The organism is Mesorhizobium sp. CAU 1732, assembly GCF_039888675.1.
GTDB lineage: Bacteria > Pseudomonadota > Alphaproteobacteria > Rhizobiales > Rhizobiaceae > Aerobium.
The window spans coordinates 440392-458609 of record NZ_JBDQQR010000001.1 but is presented as its reverse complement, the minus strand read 5'-3'; the positions used below and the strand labels follow the sequence as shown (position 1 = coordinate 458609).

General features: G+C 63.6%; 23 protein-coding genes and 1 tRNA gene. 7 read left to right on the top strand and 17 right to left on the bottom strand.

The annotated features are described in order from the left end of the window. Positions 1 to 81 precede the first annotated feature (81 nt). The 3 genes from AAFN55_RS02410 to AAFN55_RS02400 all read left to right on the top strand — a co-directional run bounded on the left by AAFN55_RS02410 (position 82) and on the right by AAFN55_RS02400 (position 2070). Positions 82 to 1257, top strand: coding sequence for an iron-containing alcohol dehydrogenase (locus tag AAFN55_RS02410; protein WP_347797290.1), 1176 nt, complete (start codon positions 82 to 84; stop codon positions 1255 to 1257). A 241-nt stretch (positions 1258 to 1498) separates the two neighbouring features. Then, positions 1499 to 1867: a thioesterase family protein gene (locus AAFN55_RS02405; RefSeq protein ID WP_347800156.1), complete on the top strand. Its 369-nt coding sequence runs from the start codon at positions 1499 to 1501 to the stop codon at positions 1865 to 1867. Next, the gene (locus AAFN55_RS02400; RefSeq protein ID WP_347797289.1) at positions 1864 to 2070 is read left to right on the top strand and encodes a SlyX family protein; all 207 of its coding nucleotides are present in this window, start codon (positions 1864 to 1866) and stop codon (positions 2068 to 2070) included. Before AAFN55_RS02405 ends, AAFN55_RS02400 begins: the two co-directional genes overlap by 4 nt. Before the next feature lie 70 nt (positions 2071 to 2140). Here the strand turns inward: AAFN55_RS02400 and AAFN55_RS02395 are convergent, their stop codons facing one another. Next, the gene (locus AAFN55_RS02395; protein WP_347797288.1) at positions 2141 to 2938 is read right to left on the bottom strand and encodes a DUF4394 domain-containing protein; all 798 of its coding nucleotides are present in this window, start codon (positions 2936 to 2938) and stop codon (positions 2141 to 2143) included. A 185-nt stretch (positions 2939 to 3123) separates the two neighbouring features. Between AAFN55_RS02395 and AAFN55_RS02390 the strand changes: the two genes are divergently transcribed. Next, a complete protein-coding gene (locus AAFN55_RS02390; RefSeq protein WP_347797287.1) occupies positions 3124 to 3675 on the top strand; it encodes a sigma-70 family RNA polymerase sigma factor in 552 nt (183 codons plus the stop codon). Beyond that, on the top strand, positions 3672 to 4442 hold the full coding sequence (locus AAFN55_RS02385) for an anti-sigma factor (protein ID WP_347797286.1): 771 nt from the start codon (positions 3672 to 3674) through the stop codon (positions 4440 to 4442). The genes AAFN55_RS02390 and AAFN55_RS02385 overlap by 4 nt, the downstream gene beginning before the upstream one ends. Before the next feature lie 13 nt (positions 4443 to 4455). Here the strand turns inward: AAFN55_RS02385 and AAFN55_RS02380 are convergent, their stop codons facing one another. The 5 genes from AAFN55_RS02380 to AAFN55_RS02360 form a co-directional block, all read right to left on the bottom strand. After that, a complete protein-coding gene (locus AAFN55_RS02380) occupies positions 4456 to 4914 on the bottom strand; it encodes a GNAT family N-acetyltransferase (RefSeq protein WP_347797285.1) in 459 nt (152 codons plus the stop codon). Next, the gene (locus AAFN55_RS02375) at positions 4911 to 6089 is read right to left on the bottom strand and encodes an MFS transporter (RefSeq protein ID WP_347797284.1); all 1179 of its coding nucleotides are present in this window, start codon (positions 6087 to 6089) and stop codon (positions 4911 to 4913) included. The genes AAFN55_RS02380 and AAFN55_RS02375 overlap by 4 nt, the downstream gene beginning before the upstream one ends. A 120-nt stretch (positions 6090 to 6209) precedes the next feature. Then, positions 6210 to 7205: a BMP family ABC transporter substrate-binding protein gene (locus AAFN55_RS02370; protein WP_347797283.1), complete on the bottom strand. Its 996-nt coding sequence runs from the start codon at positions 7203 to 7205 to the stop codon at positions 6210 to 6212. Positions 7206 to 7421: 216 nt separating this feature from the next. Then, positions 7422 to 8087 carry a peptide-methionine (S)-S-oxide reductase MsrA gene (gene msrA, locus AAFN55_RS02365; RefSeq protein ID WP_347797282.1) on the bottom strand — a complete coding sequence of 222 codons (666 nt, stop codon included), beginning with the start codon at positions 8085 to 8087 and terminating at the stop codon, positions 7422 to 7424. A gap of 67 nt (positions 8088 to 8154) precedes the next feature. Further along, positions 8155 to 8511 carry a hypothetical protein gene (locus AAFN55_RS02360; protein ID WP_347797281.1) on the bottom strand — a complete coding sequence of 119 codons (357 nt, stop codon included), beginning with the start codon at positions 8509 to 8511 and terminating at the stop codon, positions 8155 to 8157. A gap of 214 nt (positions 8512 to 8725) precedes the next feature. Between AAFN55_RS02360 and AAFN55_RS02355 the strand changes: the two genes are divergently transcribed. Next, positions 8726 to 8815, top strand: a tRNA-Ser gene (locus AAFN55_RS02355). 71 nt (positions 8816 to 8886) lie between these two features. On the opposite strand, the gene AAFN55_RS02350 is transcribed toward AAFN55_RS02355, so the two are convergent. The 10 genes from AAFN55_RS02350 to ssuD form a co-directional block, all read right to left on the bottom strand. Next, entirely contained in the window at positions 8887 to 10227 is a 1341-nt protein-coding gene (locus AAFN55_RS02350) for an FAD/NAD(P)-binding protein (RefSeq protein WP_347797280.1), read from the bottom strand. 31 nt (positions 10228 to 10258) lie between these two features. Then, positions 10259 to 10708, bottom strand: a complete 450-nt coding sequence (locus AAFN55_RS02345; RefSeq protein ID WP_347797279.1) for an Rrf2 family transcriptional regulator — start codon at positions 10706 to 10708, stop codon at positions 10259 to 10261. A 152-nt stretch (positions 10709 to 10860) separates the two neighbouring features. After that, on the bottom strand, positions 10861 to 11457 hold the full coding sequence (gene msuE / locus AAFN55_RS02340; protein ID WP_347797278.1) for an FMN reductase: 597 nt from the start codon (positions 11455 to 11457) through the stop codon (positions 10861 to 10863). A 153-nt stretch (positions 11458 to 11610) separates the two neighbouring features. Continuing rightward, positions 11611 to 11820 (bottom strand): hypothetical protein, encoded by a 210-nt coding sequence (locus AAFN55_RS02335; protein WP_347797277.1) that lies wholly within the window; start codon positions 11818 to 11820, stop codon positions 11611 to 11613. Beyond that, the gene (locus tag AAFN55_RS02330) at positions 11817 to 12206 is read right to left on the bottom strand and encodes a hypothetical protein (RefSeq protein WP_347797276.1); all 390 of its coding nucleotides are present in this window, start codon (positions 12204 to 12206) and stop codon (positions 11817 to 11819) included. Before AAFN55_RS02330 ends, AAFN55_RS02335 begins: the two co-directional genes overlap by 4 nt. A gap of 43 nt (positions 12207 to 12249) precedes the next feature. Next, positions 12250 to 12441, bottom strand: a complete 192-nt coding sequence (locus AAFN55_RS02325) for a hypothetical protein (protein ID WP_347797275.1) — start codon at positions 12439 to 12441, stop codon at positions 12250 to 12252. 121 nt (positions 12442 to 12562) lie between these two features. Beyond that, positions 12563 to 13393 carry an ABC transporter permease subunit gene (locus AAFN55_RS02320; protein ID WP_347797274.1) on the bottom strand — a complete coding sequence of 277 codons (831 nt, stop codon included), beginning with the start codon at positions 13391 to 13393 and terminating at the stop codon, positions 12563 to 12565. Then, positions 13386 to 14222, bottom strand: coding sequence for an ABC transporter ATP-binding protein (locus AAFN55_RS02315; RefSeq protein ID WP_347797273.1), 837 nt, complete (start codon positions 14220 to 14222; stop codon positions 13386 to 13388). Before AAFN55_RS02315 ends, AAFN55_RS02320 begins: the two co-directional genes overlap by 8 nt. Beyond that, positions 14203 to 15204, bottom strand: coding sequence for an ABC transporter substrate-binding protein (locus tag AAFN55_RS02310; protein ID WP_347797272.1), 1002 nt, complete (start codon positions 15202 to 15204; stop codon positions 14203 to 14205). The genes AAFN55_RS02315 and AAFN55_RS02310 overlap by 20 nt, the downstream gene beginning before the upstream one ends. A gap of 34 nt (positions 15205 to 15238) precedes the next feature. Next, positions 15239 to 16432 carry an FMNH2-dependent alkanesulfonate monooxygenase gene (gene ssuD / locus AAFN55_RS02305; RefSeq protein ID WP_347797271.1) on the bottom strand — a complete coding sequence of 398 codons (1194 nt, stop codon included), beginning with the start codon at positions 16430 to 16432 and terminating at the stop codon, positions 15239 to 15241. Between the two features lie 366 nt (positions 16433 to 16798). Between ssuD and AAFN55_RS02300 the strand changes: the two genes are divergently transcribed. Beyond that, positions 16799 to 17344 carry an alpha/beta hydrolase gene (locus tag AAFN55_RS02300; RefSeq protein ID WP_347797270.1) on the top strand — a complete coding sequence of 182 codons (546 nt, stop codon included), beginning with the start codon at positions 16799 to 16801 and terminating at the stop codon, positions 17342 to 17344. An 85-nt stretch (positions 17345 to 17429) separates the two neighbouring features. On the opposite strand, the gene AAFN55_RS02295 is transcribed toward AAFN55_RS02300, so the two are convergent. Continuing rightward, on the bottom strand, positions 17430 to 18212 hold the full coding sequence (locus AAFN55_RS02295) for a MetQ/NlpA family ABC transporter substrate-binding protein (RefSeq protein WP_347797269.1): 783 nt from the start codon (positions 18210 to 18212) through the stop codon (positions 17430 to 17432). Positions 18213 to 18218 lie beyond the last annotated feature (6 nt).

Here is an 18218-nt window from a genome sequence, read left to right as displayed (position 1 = left end):
AACGGCTTGCCAGCCCGTCCTCTCCCGGGGCTCACAGCTTCACTCTCGACAAATGGCGCGGACATTGACACTTTCCCGCGCATGAAACCGCAAGCGTTCACGCCCTTCACCTTCAACACCACATCGTCGATCGTCTTCGAGCCGGGATCGGCCCGAAGGCTTGGCGTCATCGTCGGCCGCAAGCTGGGCAAATCGGTGCTGTTCGTCACCGATCCGGGCCTGCGTAGGCTCGGGCTCTGCTATCCCGCCATCGCGTCGCTGACAGGCGAAGGCGTCGAGGTGACGATCTTCGATTCGGTCGAGGCCGACCCGTCGCTCGGCACCCTCATGAAGGCAGTGGCGGCTGGCCGCGAAGCCGGTGCCACAGGTGTCGTGGGCTTCGGTGGCGGTTCGTCGCTCGATGTGGCGAAGCTCGCGGCCCTTCTGCTCGGCTCCGGCGAAGACCTCGACGGCGCATGGGGCGTGGCGCAGGCCAAGGGGCCGCGGCTGCCGCTGGTGCTGGCGCCGACGACCGCCGGCACTGGATCGGAAGTGACGCCCGTCTCCATCATCACCGTGGGCGAGGAGGAAAAGCGCGGCGTGTCGTCGGCGATCATCCTGCCGGACGTGGCGGTCCTCGATGCGGAACTCACGCTCGGGCTACCCGCGCCGATCACGGCTGCGACCGGCATCGACGCGATGGTACACGCGATCGAGGCCTACGCGTCGAAGAATGCGAACAACAACCCGCTCTCGAAGATGCTGGCGCGGGAAGCTTTGCGGCTGATCGGCGCGAACATCGAGACGGCGGTGAACGATGGCGGAAACATCGAAGCCCGCTCGGCGATGCTGCTCGGCTCGATGCTGGCAGGCCAAGCCTTCGCCAACGCGCCGGTTGCAGCCGTGCATGCGCTGGCCTATCCGATCGGCGGGACCTTTCACGTCCCGCATGGCCTGTCCAACGCGCTCGTCCTGCCGCACGTGCTGCGCTACAACATGACCGACGCCGCGCATCTCTATGCGGAGATCGCCGCTGACGCGTTTCCTCACCTCGACGCGCAAGAGGGCGCACAGGGACGCTGTGCGGCGTTCATCGACGAACTGGCTGATTTGTCCAAAAGGGTGGGACTGCAACAGCGCCTGCGCGACGTCGGCATCGGCGAGGAACATCTGGCGAAAATGGCATCCGACGCGATGAAGCAGCAACGGCTTCTGGTGAACAACCCGCGTTCGGTCGAAGAAGCCGACGCGCTGGCGATTTACCGGGCGGCGTGGTGATAAGTTCGAGCCGAACGGTGAGGTTGGCGGGACAGCGCCCCCCTCTGCCCTGCCGGGCATCTCCCCCACGAGGGGGGAGATCGGCCTGCATCGATGACGAGACTAATCTCCCCCCGTGTGGGGAAGATGCCCGGCAGGGCAGAGGGGGGCAACGTAGGGCAAAAGCAGAAAAGGGTGCGGTCCTGTGACCAACCAGACCCGCTCCGACTACCGCGCCTTCCGCACCATCCACACGCGGTGGATGGACAATGACGTGTACGGCCATATGAACAATGTGGTGCACTATTCGCTGTTCGATACGGCGGTGAATGGCTGGCTGATCGAGAACGGCGTGCTGGACATCCATGCGGGCGGACAGATCGGCCTCGTCGTGGAAACAGGGTGCCGCTATTTTGGCGAGATGGCGTTTCCCGACGTCGTGACGGCGGGTATCCGGGTCGCCAAGCTCGGCTCGTCCTCGGTGCGCTACGAGGTCGGCCTGTTCCGCAACCACGACAAGACGGCTGCGGCGGAAGGGTTTTTCGTCCATGTCTATGTCGACCGCGCCACGCGGCGGCCCATGCCACTTGCCGCGGAGTTGCGCACCGCACTGGAGACGATCACGACATGAATGACGACCCGCGCATCACGCAGCTCGAAATCCTCGCCGCCCAGCAGGAACGCACGATCGTCGAGCTTTCGGACCAGGTCGCCGATCAGTGGAAGACGATCGAGCGAATGCAGAAGAAACTGGACGTACTCGCCCAGCGCTTCCTGGCGCTGGAGGAGCAGACCGGGCCGGACGTGCCGATCACCAAGCCACCGCATTATTGACGACGGAAAAAGGAACGCCGGGCGGGAGCATGTGCTCCCACCCGGCGGCCCTCACGCCCGTGACGGCGTCTTACATCGCAGGAAGAATAGCGATGTCCCGCAGATCGCCGTCAACGCCGGTGATGTCTGCGACCTTGGTCGCGGCACCGGTTTCCAGATCAACCGTATAGAGCGCACCGGCTGCGGCGAGCCATGCGGTGTTCTCGCCCTCGGCGGTTGCCTGGATGTCGAATGCGTAGGCTTCCGCACCCTCGATGCCGAGTTCGCCGATCGTCGCGAGCGTGCCGTCATTCGGCGCGGTCTGGCGCAAAAGCGCGCCGAGGCCGGCATCGATGTCGTACATGGCCGTCGCTTCCGGCTTGCCGATCGAGTTGATGTAGGCGGTGGCGACGACGTTCGGCGTCGCGTCGGCGTTTGCGTCTCCGGCCTCGAAGTTCAGCGAACCATCGACGGTCGTCTCGCCCGTGTCCGGCTTGATGCGCAGGTTGGTGCCATCGGTGCCCATGACGCGGATCGCGTCGGCGACAGGGTTGAAGTCGACCATGCCTGCAACGCCGTCCGGCAGCATCTCGGTCAGCTTTCCGCCGGCTGTCGCGGCGCCGGTCTCGAGGTCGATCGTGACGATGGTGCCGTCACCGGCAACGCCGTAGAGCTTGCGATCACCGGGGCGCACGTCGATGCCGACGAGGCTGTCGACGCCTTCGACGTCCACCGTGTTGGATACTTCGGGTGCGTCGGTATCGAACCAGACCAGCGTCTTGTCGCCGACGAGGCCGACTGCCGGCGCGGCCATTGCCACGGACGACAGGGCAAACAGCGATACGCCGGTTGCAACGAGACGGGTCAGGGTCTTGGAACGGGTGTTCATGAAAACTCTCCTCTGGATCAGGTCCCGAGGCGCGCTGGAATGCGCCCTCATCTGGACTACCCGCGGGGGAGACGTCTGGATGCACTGGGTACAATTTTTTTTGGGCGGTGCATCGAAATCGCCGTTTTGCGTGTATCTAGAACAGGCGTGGATGCGCAAAACGGGATCGGGGACAATCGCAGCGGATGACAGTCGAACTTCAAGACGATGATTGCGCCAGGCTTCTGGAACGCGTCGCCGCGGGCGAACGCTCCGCGCTTGGCGGTCTCTTCAAACTGGAGGCCGGCAGGCTCCTGGCAATCGCACGTCGGATCGTTCGGCGTCCCGAACTCGCCGAGGAAGTCGTCCAGGACGCATTCGTCAATGTCTGGCAGAAGGCCGGCCTGTTCGATCGCAGCAGGGGCTCGGCGCGAGGCTGGCTCGCGACGATGGTGCGCAACCGGGCACTGAACTTGATGCGCGACGGATCGCGGATCGAATACCACGAAGCCGATACGCTGACGGAACTCGGTGACCGCGAACTCGATGCGCAGCGTGCCTATGACGCGTTGCCCGAGGCGAGTGATCTTCGGCGGTGCCTGTCGCAACTGGAGCCTGCGCGACGCCGTTCGATCGTGCTCGCCTATGTCGTCGGCTTTTCGCATGGCGAGATCGCCGCTCAGTTGAAAGCCCCGGTCGGGACGGTGAAAGCCTGGATCAGGCGCGGCATGATTTCGCTTCAGGAGTGCATGTCATGAGCCACGAAGAGCGCATGGCCAGGGCCGGCGACTACGTGCTCGGCCTGATGGACGACCACGAGCGCGAGCGCGCCGAGCGCGACATGACAGTCGATGCGGAGTTTCGCGATTGCGTGCATCTGCTCGCCGAACGCCTCCACGCGTTCGACCAGAACGTCGACCCGATGCCCGCTCCCGAAGCGATGTGGGGCACGATCGCCGCACGCATCGCCGACATGCCCCAGATGGCCGGCGACGAGGTCGCACGCGAGAGGCTGGCTTCCATGGGCATCCCGCAGATCGATACCAGCCGCAAAGGCTTCCTGCGTGTGCGGCGGCCCTATGCCCACCAGTTCGGCGGCTGGCGCGGCGGTGTAATGGCGGCGAGCGTCCTGGCCGCAGTGGTGGTCGGCTATCTGGCCGGTCAATCCACGGCGCCTGCGCCGCAGCCCATCGTCGTCGTGTTGCTGAACGACGACAATGACGTTCCGGGCGCCTTCGTGGAGGCTTATGGCAACGATGCCGTGCGTGTCGTTCCATTGGTGGATTTCGACGTGCCGCAGGGCAAAACCCTCGAAGTCTGGACACTCTACGATCAGGCAGTCGGACCGGTGTCGCTCGGCACCTTCCAGCGTGCATCGGAAGTGACCCTCCTCGGCCCGGACCTGCCGACACCGAGGGCGCAGCAGCTCTACGAGATCACTTTGGAAGACGCGCCGGGCTCGCCGATCGGCCGACCAACCGGGCCGATCCTGGCGAAGGGACTTGCGATCACGCCGCCGCGTTGAGGCCGATCGACGATCAGGCGAGGTCGCGCACCATCAGCACGGTCTCTTCCTCGTCCTCGATCGATCGCTCCGCCACGCGCCAGCGCAGTCGCTCGTAGAACGGCTCGGCCGTGCCCGTATAGAGATGAATGCGGTCGATACCCCGGTCGATCGCATGTGCCTCGATGGCCGCCACCAGATCAGCACCGATTCCCAGTTTGCGGTGCTCTGCCGCAACGACGAGACCCGCCAGCCATGGCGAAAGATCATGGGCCGGCGGCAATTCGTGGCGGACCATCAGGCAGGTTCCGACGACTTCGCCTTCCAGTTCGGCGACCAGAGCGACCTCGAAACCGTCACCGGCCAGTAGAGCCAGAAGATCGGCGGCATCGTCGTCTTCCGTGCGGTCGGTACCGTCGAAGAACGCCTGCCAGCGCAGCCGCGCGATCAGGGGGATATCGGCTATGATTGCGGGGCGGATGATCGTGCTCATCCGTCTGTCCTCAGGAGCGGCACCATGCATGCGATGCCCGCGACGGCGGTGGCCGAGAGAAACCAGGCGAAGCCGGTCCAGCCGGCGTGTTCGATGACGGCTGCGGCAATCGGCGGCCCGATCACGGTACCGATTCCGCCCGCCTGGCAGACAAGGCCGATCGCGACCGAGACGGAGCCCCCGCGCGGTGTGATGAAGGGTATGGCCGCGAATTGCGCCGACGCGACCAGCGCACCCGAAATCGCCAGCGCGAGGGCGCTCGTCGTCGCAAGAACCGGACTTGCAAACGTGAAGGCGGGCACCGCCGTCACGGCGCTCACCGCGAAGCCGAAGATGCCCAGCTTCGCCATGAACCGCGCGCCCTTGCCGCGAACGAGTATGCCGGCTGCGATATTGCCCAACGGCACCGACAGGGCGACCATTCCGGCCGAGACGAGATAGTGTGAACCGCTGCCGGCGACATAGGCCGGCATGAAGGTGAACATCGACAGCGAGAGGACCACGAAGGCGCCGAAACCGCAGGCGAGCAGGATCACATCGCGCGATAGCGTGAGCGCGATGCCACCGGATGCGCCGGCGGACGATGTCAGCGAGAAGCCGCGCAGGAGCACCAGTGCCGCCGCGGCGAAGCCTGCGAAGATCAGCACGACCGTTATGAGATAGGCCGATTCCAGAAAATCCGGCAGCATCGCTAGCGCCAGGAAGTCCGACGTCGCGAAGCCAAGCGGCACGAAGCCGCTCCAGATCGCGAGAACCGGCGCCTTCCAGTTCGGCGGCGAAATCTCGTTGAGCACGGCCGGGAGTGCGACGCAGAGCGCCAGATAGCCGACCGCCTCGACGAGGCGCGCGCCGAAGATGAAGACAGGCGACGTCGCCAGTGCCAGGGCCACACCACCCGCAAACAGCGCGATCGAACCCAGCAGGATGGAGCGCGCGAGCCCGAGACGATCGATCGCCCAGCCGGCCGGCAAAGCGCCGACCGCGATGAAGATGCCCAGAATGGCCGCCAGCCAACCCGAACCGACGAGCGAGAAGCCGATCTCCTCGCGGTACCACGGGATCAGCGGCGCGATCTTGCCCAGTTGCGCGCCGGTCATCACGCCCGCGAGCAACACCACCGCGATCGCGCCGATGCGCGCGCCCGATCCCGATACGGCCTGTGTCGCGGTGTTCATAGCCCCAGCCTTAGACATCCGAGCCGGGCAGCGCCATCCCCATCCATGCGTCCCATGCTCATCCAAACGAAAACCGCCGGGCTAGGCCCGGCGGTTCGCATGCGTATCCGACGATCCGGCTCAGTACGGGCAGGAATTGTCGGTCATGTAGTCGTGCACGGTGATCGTGCCGGCGATGATGTCGGCCTTGGCCTTCTCGACGGCAGCCTTCATCTCGTCGGTGACGAGCGACGCGTTGTTTTCGTCCATCGCATAGCCGACGCCGTCCTCGGCGAGGCCGAGATTGTTGATGCCTGCGGCAAACTCGCCGTTCTTCGCATCGGTGAAGGCCTGATACACCGCAACGTCGACGCGCTTGAGCATCGAGGTGAGAACCTTGCCCGGATGCATCGCGTTCTGGTTGGAATCGACACCGATACCGAGCTTGCCCGCGTCGGCCGCAGCCTGCAGAACGCCCACGCCGGTGCCGCCGGCAGCATGATAGATCACGTCCGCGCCCTGATCGATCTGCGAACGGGTGATTTCACTGCCCTTTGTGGGATCGTTCCACGCAGCCGGCGTATCGCCCGTATAGTTGCGGATGACCTTGGCGTCCGATTTGGTTTCCATCACGCCCGAGACGTAGCCGCATTCGAACTTGCCGATCAGCGGGACATTCATGCCGCCGACGAAGCCGACGGTTCCCGTCTGGGAGGCCATCGCCGCCATCACGCCGACGAGGTAGGAGCCTTCCTGCTCCTTGAACACGACCGAGCGGACGTTCGGCTTCTCGACCACCATGTCGATGATCGCGAACTCCGTCTCCGGGAATTCATCGGCGACGATCTCGAGCGCCGAGGCCCATGAGAAGCCGGCCATCACGATCGGATTGCGGCCGTCTTCCGCAAAGCGGCGAAGCGCCTGCTCCCGCTGCGCCTCGTTCGAAACCTCGAACTCGACATATTCGATGCCGGTTTCGGTCTTGAACTGCTCGGCGCCGTTGTACGAGGCCTCGTTGAACGATTTGTCGAACTTGCCGCCGAGATCGAACAGGAGACCCGGCTTGATGTCTTCCTGCGCGAACGCCGTGGCGGTCATCGCAGTTGCGGCCAGAAGGCCGAGAACGAAACGCTTCATATGATCCACACCCTGTAGGTTGCTTTTTTGACCTTCAGGCGACTGGCATGCAGTGCTGCTGCCGCGCCCGCACGGCAGGGCTAAACCCCCGCTCGAACCTCACTCTTGCACGGCAAAAAGGAAAATTCACCTGGAATTTTGACCTTATGGAAAAACATCAAACGCTTGGCAGGCGCATTGGCGCGCCTGCCATTGCGCGATGATCCAAAGGGCGCCTCAGGCGTCGGCGCGGGCGGGTATGGCGCAGGCGACGCCGGTTCCCTGCAGGCCGCAATAGCCGTAGGGGTTCTTCGCCAGATATTGCTGGTGCTCCGCCTCCGCGAAATAGAACACCGGCGCGGGCTCGATCTCCGTGGTGATCTTCGAGCGCCGGGCTGCGATCAGCGCATCTTCGTAAGCCGCCTTGGAGGCCAGCGCCTCGGCAAGCTGAGCGTCCGTCGTCGTGTAGATCGTCGAGCGGTAGGTGGTGCCGACATCGTTGCCCTGGCGCATGCCCTGCGTCGGATCGTGGCTCTCCCAGAAGATCTTCAGAAGATCGGCAAAGGATACCTGCGTGGCGTCGTAGACCACCATGACCGTCTCGGCATGGCCGGTGAGGCCGGTGCAGGTCTCCTGATAGGTCGGGTTCGCCGTATGCCCGCCCTGGAAGCCCACGGCCGTCACCCAGACGCCTGGCGTCTGCCAGAAGAGGCGCTCCGCTCCCCAGAAACAGCCCATGCCGAAATAGGCCACCTCGAGTCCATCGGGATAAGGACCCTTCAACGGATGCTTGGAGACATAGTGCTTGGTTGCGGTCGGAATTGGCTCCGCCCTGCCGGGCAACGCCTCGTTTGCGGCCGGCAGCTTCAGCTTCTTGTTCAGCATGTCGCTCAGGAAGAACATTGCAGTATTCCTTTCTGCCCATACGGGCATGCGAAGTCCTTGCGATGCGCGCGCTTCCGCCGAAGCGTCAACGCTGGACGGCAAACCTGCGATCGATACGCGCCCGTGGGCGACCGATCACGTAGAGAAGAAGGGCCAGGCCCCCGAACACCACGAAGCCCGGCGCGGCCAGAATACCATCCACGATGATCGTATGGGCAAACGCCGGAAGGCTCGTCTTGAGCATCCCGTCGAACGCCTGGAACGTGGGGGCCGAAACACCCGCCCACGCATCCGACAAAGGCGTCAGAACGAACGCGCTTGCCGCGATCGACCGCGTCGCATCGAGAACCGCCATGATCACCCCGGCAGCCAGTGCGACGGTCGCCAGAAAACGAAACAGTGCTCCGATCATAACGTCCTGCCATGCTGGGCGACCGCGCATGATTTCGCATCGCGTCTCATGGCGAACAGATAGGTCCAACCGGCACGATTGGCAATTGCGACACGGGAAGTTGAGGTTTCGACAGTGCACCATTTCCGCCCACTCAGCGCCAAGACGTCACATCGACGTCACGAAACGCACATTCACGGCTTGGCATTCTGCACAGGATCGACTAGATGAGCCCGTCGACCATCCCGCACGTGCGGGACGCCGCGGAGAGGTGGCCGAGTGGTTGAAGGCGCACGCCTGGAAAGTGTGTTTACGGGAGACCGTAACGCGGGTTCGAATCCCGCTCTCTCCGCCATTTACCGCGATAGCTGCGTAAATTTTTCTGACCCGAGCAGGCGAGCACTTTGCGCCTGAATTCTTCGACGGCTAAGGCACCAGCCTTGCGGCGAAGGCGGAGCATTGCGCTCGTATGTCCGGGACGGCGTCGATTTCGAAGAAGGCGCCCCGCGTGAGCGGGCCGACGGCATAGAGAACGGAAGACGATGCTCCGTCTGCATCGACGATCGCACAGTCGCGCGTCACATCCAGCCCGATCTTCATCGCGTCGGGTCGCGCCAGCTTCTGGTCGATCAGCGCGCGCACGATGCGGATCGATCCCAGCGAAGGGTCCTTGGTGATGCCGGTGCAATCGTAGATGCGCGCGACGTCCAGTGCTTCCGCACGGCGATTTTGCCTGTGCTCGACCGACACGGTGAACGCGTCGGCGACCTGTTCGACGCCGGCCAGGCGGCCCGCCACCAGCCGCAGCCGACCAGCCTCAACGGCCTGCGACAGTTTCTCGTGAATTTTCGGCGCCATGCGGTGACGGTGAACGTCCCACCACGCCTTCGTGTGTTCCATGAAACGCCGCTTCGCGCTCGCGGGCCAGCTCTGCCAGATCTTCTGGTTGAAGGGCCGCATGCCGTCGATGACGTCTCGCCAATCGCCGCCGCGCGCCTCGGTGGCGCGAACCAGATCGCGGAACCAGCGGACGAAGTAGGACAGTTCCGTGCCGAGCGGGATGTCGGCCGCGTCGAGGCGGATCGGCTTGCCGACCTTGTGCGGCGATGGCAACAGTCCGCGCCGGGACAAGGCGACGACCTGCCCACGATGACCGCGCGCTTCCAGCGAAAGCCAGGCATCCACCATGCTAAGGCCGGTGCCGAGGATGAGGACCGTGGCGTCGGGATCGATCGGCCCATCGTAGGCGCCGTCGATGCGCACCGAGAAACTCCGTTGCGTCTCGGGCTGCTCGTCGTGGCCGGCCGCGAGGACGCAAGCATGGCCGATCAGGCTGCTGCCATTGGCGAGCGCGACCTCGACGCCCGTCGCTGTCGTCGAAATCGAGACCGCCTCCTCGCTCACCAGCCTGAGCCGCACAGGTTCGGCCGCGACGAGATCGTCGAGCACTTCGCGAAGATACGTCGCGTAGATGCGCCGCGGCGCATAATAAGGGGCATCGGCGTCGCCGGCGTATCCGTGTCTCCGGACCCAGCGCCAGAAATGCTCGGGGTCGTGCGCCAGCGCGCTCATGCCCATCGCACTGACGTTGAGAAGGTGGTCGTCGAGGCTTGTCGAGTAGGCGATGCCCTGCCCGAACGTGTCGCGCTTTTCGACCAGCGTGACGCGCAGCGCCGTGGCGGACGATCGCAACAGATGCGCGGCGAGGATGACCCCGCTCGCGCCGCCGCCGACGATGATGATCGATTGCCGGCGCTGCTCGCTCACGGGGACGGTCCCCGCGTCGGGAGTGCCTGCGTCAGGCCTGGTACTTCAGGGCTTCGGAAAGCTCCTCGACCGTGGAATCGCGCATTTCCGACAGGGTGCGGTTGTCGAGCACCTCCGCGATCGCATGGCGCACTTCCAACATCATGTGACGGACTTGGCATGTCGCCTCATTACAGTCTTCACATGCCTCGTAGCGCGTGCGGCTGGCGCACGGAATCGGCGCGAGCGGTCCATCCAGCACGCGGACAACGTGACCGACGCGGATTTCGTCAGCCGGGCGCGCGAGACGGTATCCGCCATCCTTGCCCTTTCGGCTCTGGACGAACCCCGCATTGCGCAGTTCGCCGAGAATGGCGTCGAGGAATTTCTTCGGGATGTTGTTGTTCTTCGCAATGTCGTTGACGAATGCGAGTTGTCCGGTGGGGAGATAGGCGAGGTGCACGAGCGCCTTGAGCCCGTACTTGCCTTTTCGTGTGAGCATGGTTCGAACACGTTCCTGGCTGGCTGCCGCGAGCGGCATCCGTTTGACTTTCGCCAGGTGGACCGGTTCGTCCCCACCGTCGCCGGGCGTTCACGAGACTTAATGTCTAGCGAATTTATACACAACCCGGGATTCCTTGCGATTTCGTTCATTTATGCGGCGCTGGCGGCCGGAATCGCGTGTTCCCGGTGCGAAATCGCTCCAGTGCGGCGCGAAAGCAACAATGAGCCGAGTTGGGCGCCGGCAAGGTCGATCCGGTCCAGCACCATCGGATCGACCGGTTCCCCTTCCGAAAACTCGTGGTCGCTGGCATAGACCGAGGTTGGAATGGTCAGGGCGGAGAAGAACCCGAAGAGCGGACGAAGCTGGTGTTCGACGACGAGGCCGTGGCGATGCCCGCCGCCCGTCGCGCCGATGACCACCGGCTTGTTGATGAGCGCCGTGGGAGAAACGAAGTCGAACAGGTGCTTGAAGAGCCCGGTGTAGGAGCCCTTGTAGACGGGAGACACGGCGATCAGAGCGTCGGCGTTCTCGATCGCTTCGACGATGGCAAGCGCTTCGCTCGAAAGCTCGGATCGGCTGAACGCTGCACCGAGACCCGGACCGGCATCGAGCACGTCGAACGAGGACAGCCGCAGATCGACGCGGGCGAGCGCCGCCGCTGCGATCTTGTCTGCCAGGGTCCGCGACTTCGACGGTCTGCTCAGACTGCCGGAAATCGCCACGACATGCGGTCTTGCAAAAGCCATGCTGCGCTCCTCGATGCTAATCTCTACTACAATACTAGACATTCAAGGCAGCGCATGAAATCGCTTGCTCAATATGCGGCGACTTCGGACATGTCCGACGACAATATGGCGCCGAGGCAGAAGAACTTTCCGTCAACGTCCATGCAAGTGCGGTCACTGGCCAGCGAAGATCGGCTGCACCGTGGTATCGGCCACCACCTCGAGCGCGGGATCGCCCGGGCCGGGTGTCGCGGCAGGCACAAGGCCGACCACGATCGCGATGACCACGGCCACGGCGGCCGCCACGCCGACGAAGGCTGACATGCCTGTCGTGCCGCTGTTGGACCCCGACGTGGCGATGATCGAATTCGGGATCGGCCTCATTGCTCGAACCCCGATCGCTGCAAACGGGCCGCGTTGATGGTCGCAGCCGACAAAGTCGGAGCGCCGGGCGTCTGCGCCTTGAGCTTGTCGACGCACAGGATGCGCAGGAAGCGTGCGGCTTCCGCAAAGGTCGCCGCGTCGCCGTGAGCCAGCTTTTCGCCGGTGATCGCTTCGAAATCATCCATCAACCGTGCGGGGAGGAGATCGTCACAGGTGCGCATACGGCCGAAAACGGCGCTGATCGGCAGATCGTGGCCGGCAAGCTTCACCGTCGGCTCACCCTCGCCAGGGTTCCATGTCTCGAACTGCGAGAGCGCGGCATCGAAGGCTTCATGCAGCGCGAAGGGGGCATGGCCCTCGAACAGGACAGGAAGTTTCTCGTGCATAGCGTTTTCCCTTCTCGATAGCGGTGCGAACGGTAACCGGTGGCTACCAGTAACCGTACATGTTCCATCCCCAGTAGAAGTCCTCGTCGCGATCGTGCTGTCGTGTCGCGCGATCATCGACCCGTTCGCCGTCAGCGTCGTCGCCAACGGCATCGCGGGAAATCTGCGGTTCTGCGAGGTGGCCGAAAATCTTGCCGAAGAACGCTTCGAACCGGCCGGCGGGATTGGGTGTCATCTGAACCTCCTGATCATGCATGGACACGAAGTGGTGGCTGCGATAGGCACTGCATTAACGATTATGGAGCACGCAGGACTGATGTCAATGAATGTCTACTCATTTTATAGACATTAAATTTTCATCGCTGCATTCCCCATCTCCGTACGGTGAACCGCTCAGCCAGCCGGAAAATCACGCCTTCGACGATCAGGCCGATGATGATGACCAGCGCCAGCCCGGCGAAGACCTTGTCGGTGAAGAGCTCGTTGCGATTGCGGAAGATGAACCAGCCAAGCCCGCCGGAGCTCGACGAGACGCCGAAAACCAGTTCGGCCGCGATCAAGGTCCGCCACGCGAATGCCCAGCCGATCTTCAGGCCGTAGAGAATGGACGGCAGAGCCGCAGGAATGAGGATCCTGACCACGTAGGATGGACCCTTGAGGCCGTAGTTGCGGCCGACGAGACGCTGCGTTTCGGGAACGCTGTCGAAGCCGGATAGCGTCGCCAGCGCGAACGGCCAGAGGACGGCATGGACGAGGACGACGAGCAGGCTCGTCTCGCCGAGGCCGAACCACAGCATCGCGAGAGGCAGGAGCGCAATCGCCGGCAGCGGATTAAACATCGCGATCAGCGACTGGAGCGCCTCGCGAATGATCGCGCTGGTGACAGCCAAAGAGACGATGACCAACGCCAGGGCGACCGCGATGGCGTAGCCCTTGATCAGCACCGAGATCGAGCCCCAGGTCGAGAGCAGCAGATTTTCGTAGAGGATCGCGTTCCAAAGCGCCGACATGGTGGCGGTAAAGGTGGGGAACAGGATCGGCTTTGCGCTGATCAGCGCTGCGGCCTGCCAGATCAGGGCAAGGACCACCAGCACAAGCGTCTTGCGCACGAAGCCGGATTTCCACAACGAACCAGCAAAGCGGGCGAAACCGCCGGCCTCGCCTTCGCCCAGAACGACGCTAGACATGGGCGAGCTCCCTTCCGGGCTGTGGCTGGAACAGGAGATCGTGGACCTGCGACGACACGGCCTCGAAACGGCGGTTGCCATATTGCTCCCAGCCGAACTCCCGCGTGTCGAAGGTCGCGACCGTCCGTCCCGGATGCGGGCTCAACAGATGAAGCTTCGTGCCGATCAGGATCGCTTCCTCGATCGAATGGGTGACGAAGAGCAGCGTGAAGCCGATCTCCTCGGCAAGCGCGAGCAGATCCTGCTGCAACTGCTTGCGGGTCAGCGCATCGAGTGCGGCGAACGGCTCGTCCATCAGCAGAACATCGGCATCCGTGACCAGCGCGCGGGCGATCGCCGCACGCTGCTTCATGCCCCCCGACAGCGTGTGCGGATAGGAATCGAGCGCGCGTGCCAGCCCCACCTTGCGCAAGGCGGCCTCGGCCCGATCGCGTATGTCGCTCTTGGCAAGCGTGCTCGACATGCGCAGCGGAAACTCGACGTTCTGACGGACGGTCTTCCACGGCAGAAGCTGGTCAAACTCCTGGAAAACGACGATGCGGTCCGGTCCCGGTCCCTGAACCTTTCGCCCACGCACGTCGATCTCGCCGGATTTCGGCTTGATGAAGCCCGCGACCGCCTTGAGGATCGTCGATTTTCCACACCCCGAGGGTCCGAGGAGGACGAGGCGCTCGCCCTCTGCGACGTCGAACGAGACGTTCTCGACGGCGCGCACCACGCCACGATCGACCTGATAGTCGATCGTGAGGTCGCGCGCCGCGAAGACGGTTTCCCGTGGCGCAGGCGTATCGGTCAATGCGAGCACGGGCTTAGCTGCCGTCTTCGCCATGAAGATCCTCGAACGTATAGTCCTTCCAGCTCTCAGCCTTGGTGCTGATGGCGCCGGTGCGATGGAGGAAGTCCGCGAATTTGAAGGACGCCGACGGCACCAGCGTGAACTTGGATTCCGGCGACTCCAGCAGAGACTGCACGAATTCAGGCTCCAGCCTCGAATTCTCGACCCGGATATACGTTTCCGCGGCTTCCTTCTTGTTCGCCTCGATCCACGCCGACGCTTCCTTGAAGGCTTCGAAGAACGCCTTGTAGGTCAGCGGGTTCTTTTCGCGGAAACCGACGGTGGAATAGACATAGGTCGGCGTGACCGGGCCGCCGAGCACGTCGAAGGAGGAGAAGACCTGGTGGATTTTCTCGTCGCGCAGCGCCTGTTCCTGGAACGGCGTGTTCGACAGGTGGGAGTTCACCTCCGTCGCGCCCGAGAGAAGCGCGTTCGTCGCATCCGGGTGCGGCAGCGTCACCGTGATGTCGTCGAGCTTGTTGTGGTTGCCCACGCCGAATTCCTTCTCGGCCGCGATCTGCAGGATACGCGCCTGAACCGAGACACCGACCGCCGGCAAGGCGATCTTGTCGGAGGTGGTGAAGTCGGCGAGCGTCTTGATGTTCGGATTGCGGGTGATGAGATAGTTCGGCTGGTTGCTCAGGCCGCCGATGATCTTCACATCGCCGCCAGTGCGGTCCCAAAGGGTCAGGAACGGGCCGATGCCGGCGGCACCGACATCGATCGACCCCGACAGGATGGCGTCGTTGACGGCCGCACCGCCGCTGATCTTTGCCCACTCGACCTCGATCGAATCGAGGCCCACGGCCTTGGCGTGTTTTTCGAGGAGGTTCTGGTCGCGGATGACATGCAGCGGCAGATAGATCGTGCCGAATTGCTCCGAGATGCGGATGAGCCCTTCGGCTTTCGCCGATGTTCCCCAGATGCCGGACACCAGGATGGTCGAAGTGACGAGCGCCGCGATTAGTCTTGTCATGACGGATTTCCCTCAGATGATTGATCGATGATCATCAGCCGGCAGCGGCGGCGAGCTTGGAGCCGCCGTAGTTTCCGACCGCGAATTCGTTGGCGACCGCGTCCCGCAAACCGTGACGGCCAGCCGTGATGCCGAGTTCCGGGAACAGGAGTTCAGCCACGCGATAGGCTTCCTCGAGATGCGGGTAACCGGAGCCTATGATCGTATCGATGCCGAGCGCCTGATATTCGCGCAGCCTCTCGGCGACCTGTTTCGGCGTACCAACAAGCGCCGTTCCGACGCCGGTTCGCACCAGCCCGACGCCGGCCCACAAGTTGGGCGCGACGAGAAGCTTGTCGCGGCGTCCACCATGGAGAGCGGCCTGGCGCTTCTGACCGACGGAATCCATCTCCTGCTGGAAGCGCTTGAAGGAGCGCTCGATCTGCTCGTCGGAGATGTTCTCGATCAGCCTGTCGGCCGCGCGCCACGCATCTTCCTCGGTCTCGCGGACGATGAAGTGGATGCGCATGCCGAAACGCAGCTTGCGGCCGAAGCGGGCGGCGCGCGCACGCGCTGCCTCCAGCTTCTCGCGAACCTGTTCCAGCGGCTCGCCCCAAGTCAGGTACATGTCGACCGTCTCGCCCGCGAGATCCTGCCCCGCATCGGACGATCCGCCGAAATAGAGCGGCGGGTTCGGTCCCTGGACGGGTGGGAAATCGACGCGCGCGCCCTTCAGATCGTAGTGCTTGCCCTTGAAGTCGACAGTCTCGCCGGCCAGCAGGCGCTTCCAGATTTCGAGAAATTCGCGCGCCTGCTCATAACGCTCGTCATGGCCGAGGAAGATGCCGTCGCCTGCGAGTTCGGTCGGATTGCCGCCGACGACCACGTTGAGAAGCAGGCGCCCGTCTGACAGCCGGTCGAGCGCGGCGGTCTGGCGCGCGGCAAAGGTCGGCGAGGTGACGCCCGGGCGCAGCGCGACCAGATATTTCAGCCGCTCGGTGACGGTTGCGAGGCCGGTCGCGGTGATCCAGGAATCCTCGCAGCTCTGCCCGGTCGGCAAAAGCACGCCCTCGAAGCCAAGCTGGTCGACAGCGATCGCCACCTGCTTGAAGTAGCGGTATTCGGGCCGCCGCGAGAGGCGATCGGTGCCCAGATAGGTTCCATCGCCGTGCGTTGGTATGAACCAGAAGAAATGCAGTGGGTCGCCTGCCGCAGCCGCTTCCGGATAGTGTTTCTGTTCGCTTGGCATGTCCAATCTCCAGTTGGACACGATAGTAATTTTGTAATCTCCATAGAGAAGGTAGAATTTTCTAATCGAGCGGCGATTTTGAAATGTCTACTTCTCCACCTCGGCGATTTTTGCTGGTTATCCTTGGGGCATCGCACCTACCCCGGCGCAGGTAGCCAAGGGTCTGACCGGAGGCGTGCTGATGGGTTGGGGCGCGACGACTGCGCTCCGCGCACGGTCGGCATGCTCCTGTTGGGCATCCATGCAAGCGCCGTTTCAGGCTGGGTCTTTCTCGTCGCCTGCACCGTCGGCGTCTGGGCCGGCCTCGTCGTTGCGAAGCGGTTTTCATGTCTTACCCACCAACCACGATGATGAATGGAGACAATCATGACTGCGACGCTGATCGTCCCAGGGCTCAACGGTTCAGGCGAAGGGCACTGGCAGGATATCTGGCTGAAGGAACAGCCCGAGACGCATCTCGTGAACCAGCACGATTGGCGACATCCCGACCTTTCGGAGTGGTTGGGCGCGCTCGAACATGAACTTATCGCGCATCCCGGCGCGCTGCTCGTCGCGCACAGCCTGGGTGCGCTGCTTGCCGCTCATCTGGCAGGACGCCCCGCGGCCGATCACGTCGCGGGCGCACTCCTGGTCGCACCGTGCGACCTCGACGCCGTCGAGCGGCTTCATCCCGGCCTCGTTTCCTTCGGCGAATTTCCGACCAAGCCGCTGCCGTTCCCGTCGATCCTCGCCGCCTCGTCCAACGATCCCTATCTGCCTCACGCGCAGGCGCACAGGATGGCGGCCACATGGGGCTCGGGGCTGATCGACATGGGCGATGCCGGCCATATCAACATCGCCAGCGGACACGGCCGCTGGACCGACGGCTATCTGCTGGCCGCCTCGCTCGGCGGCGAACGTCCCCGGATCTGACGGGTGCCGGTGCCGCTTACGTCAAACGAAAGCAGGGGCAGGCCAGAACCCACCCCCGCGCGTCTCATATGTCGTCAGCGATCGCCTACCAGGCGGTGACGACGGAGCCCTTGAACGTCTCCTCGACGAAAGCCTTCACCTCGGGCGTGTGGTAGGCGTTGACCAGTTTCGCTACCCACGGTGCGTCCTTGTCGGCCGTGCGGACGGCGATGAGGTTCACGTAAGGTGCCTTCGCGCCTTCCTTGAGGATAGGATCCTTGTCGGGGTCGAGACCTGCTTCGAGCGCGTAGTTGGTGTTGACCGCCGACGCGTCGGTATCGTCGAGCGAACGCGGCAACTGGGCTGCATCGAGTTCGATGAAGTTGAAGTTCTTCGGGTTCTCGGTCACGTCTGTCGGGCCGACCTTCAGGCCCTTTTCCGCGTCCAGCTTGATGAACCCGCCATCGGCGAGGATCAGGAGCGCGCGGCCGCCATTGGTCGGGTCATTGGGGATGCCGATCGTGGCGCCGTCCGGCAGTTCGTCGATCGACTTCACCTTGTTCGAGTAGATGCCCATCGGGAAATTCACGGTCCAGGCGACGTCGACGATCTCGTATTTGCGGTCGGCGATCTGGTTGTCGAGATAGGGCTTGTGCTGGAACGAGTTAGCGTCGAGTTCGCCGTCGTTCAGCGCCTGGTTCGGCACCACATAGTCGGAGAATTCGAGGATTTCGATATCGAGGCCGTCCGCGGCGGCGACTTCCTTGACCTTCTCGAGGATCTGCGCGTGTGGCCCGGGCGTGACGCCGACCTTGATGGTTTCGGCCGAGGCGACGCCTGACATGAGGGCGAGCGCGAGGCCAGCCACGACGGAAAGTTTCACGAACATCGAATG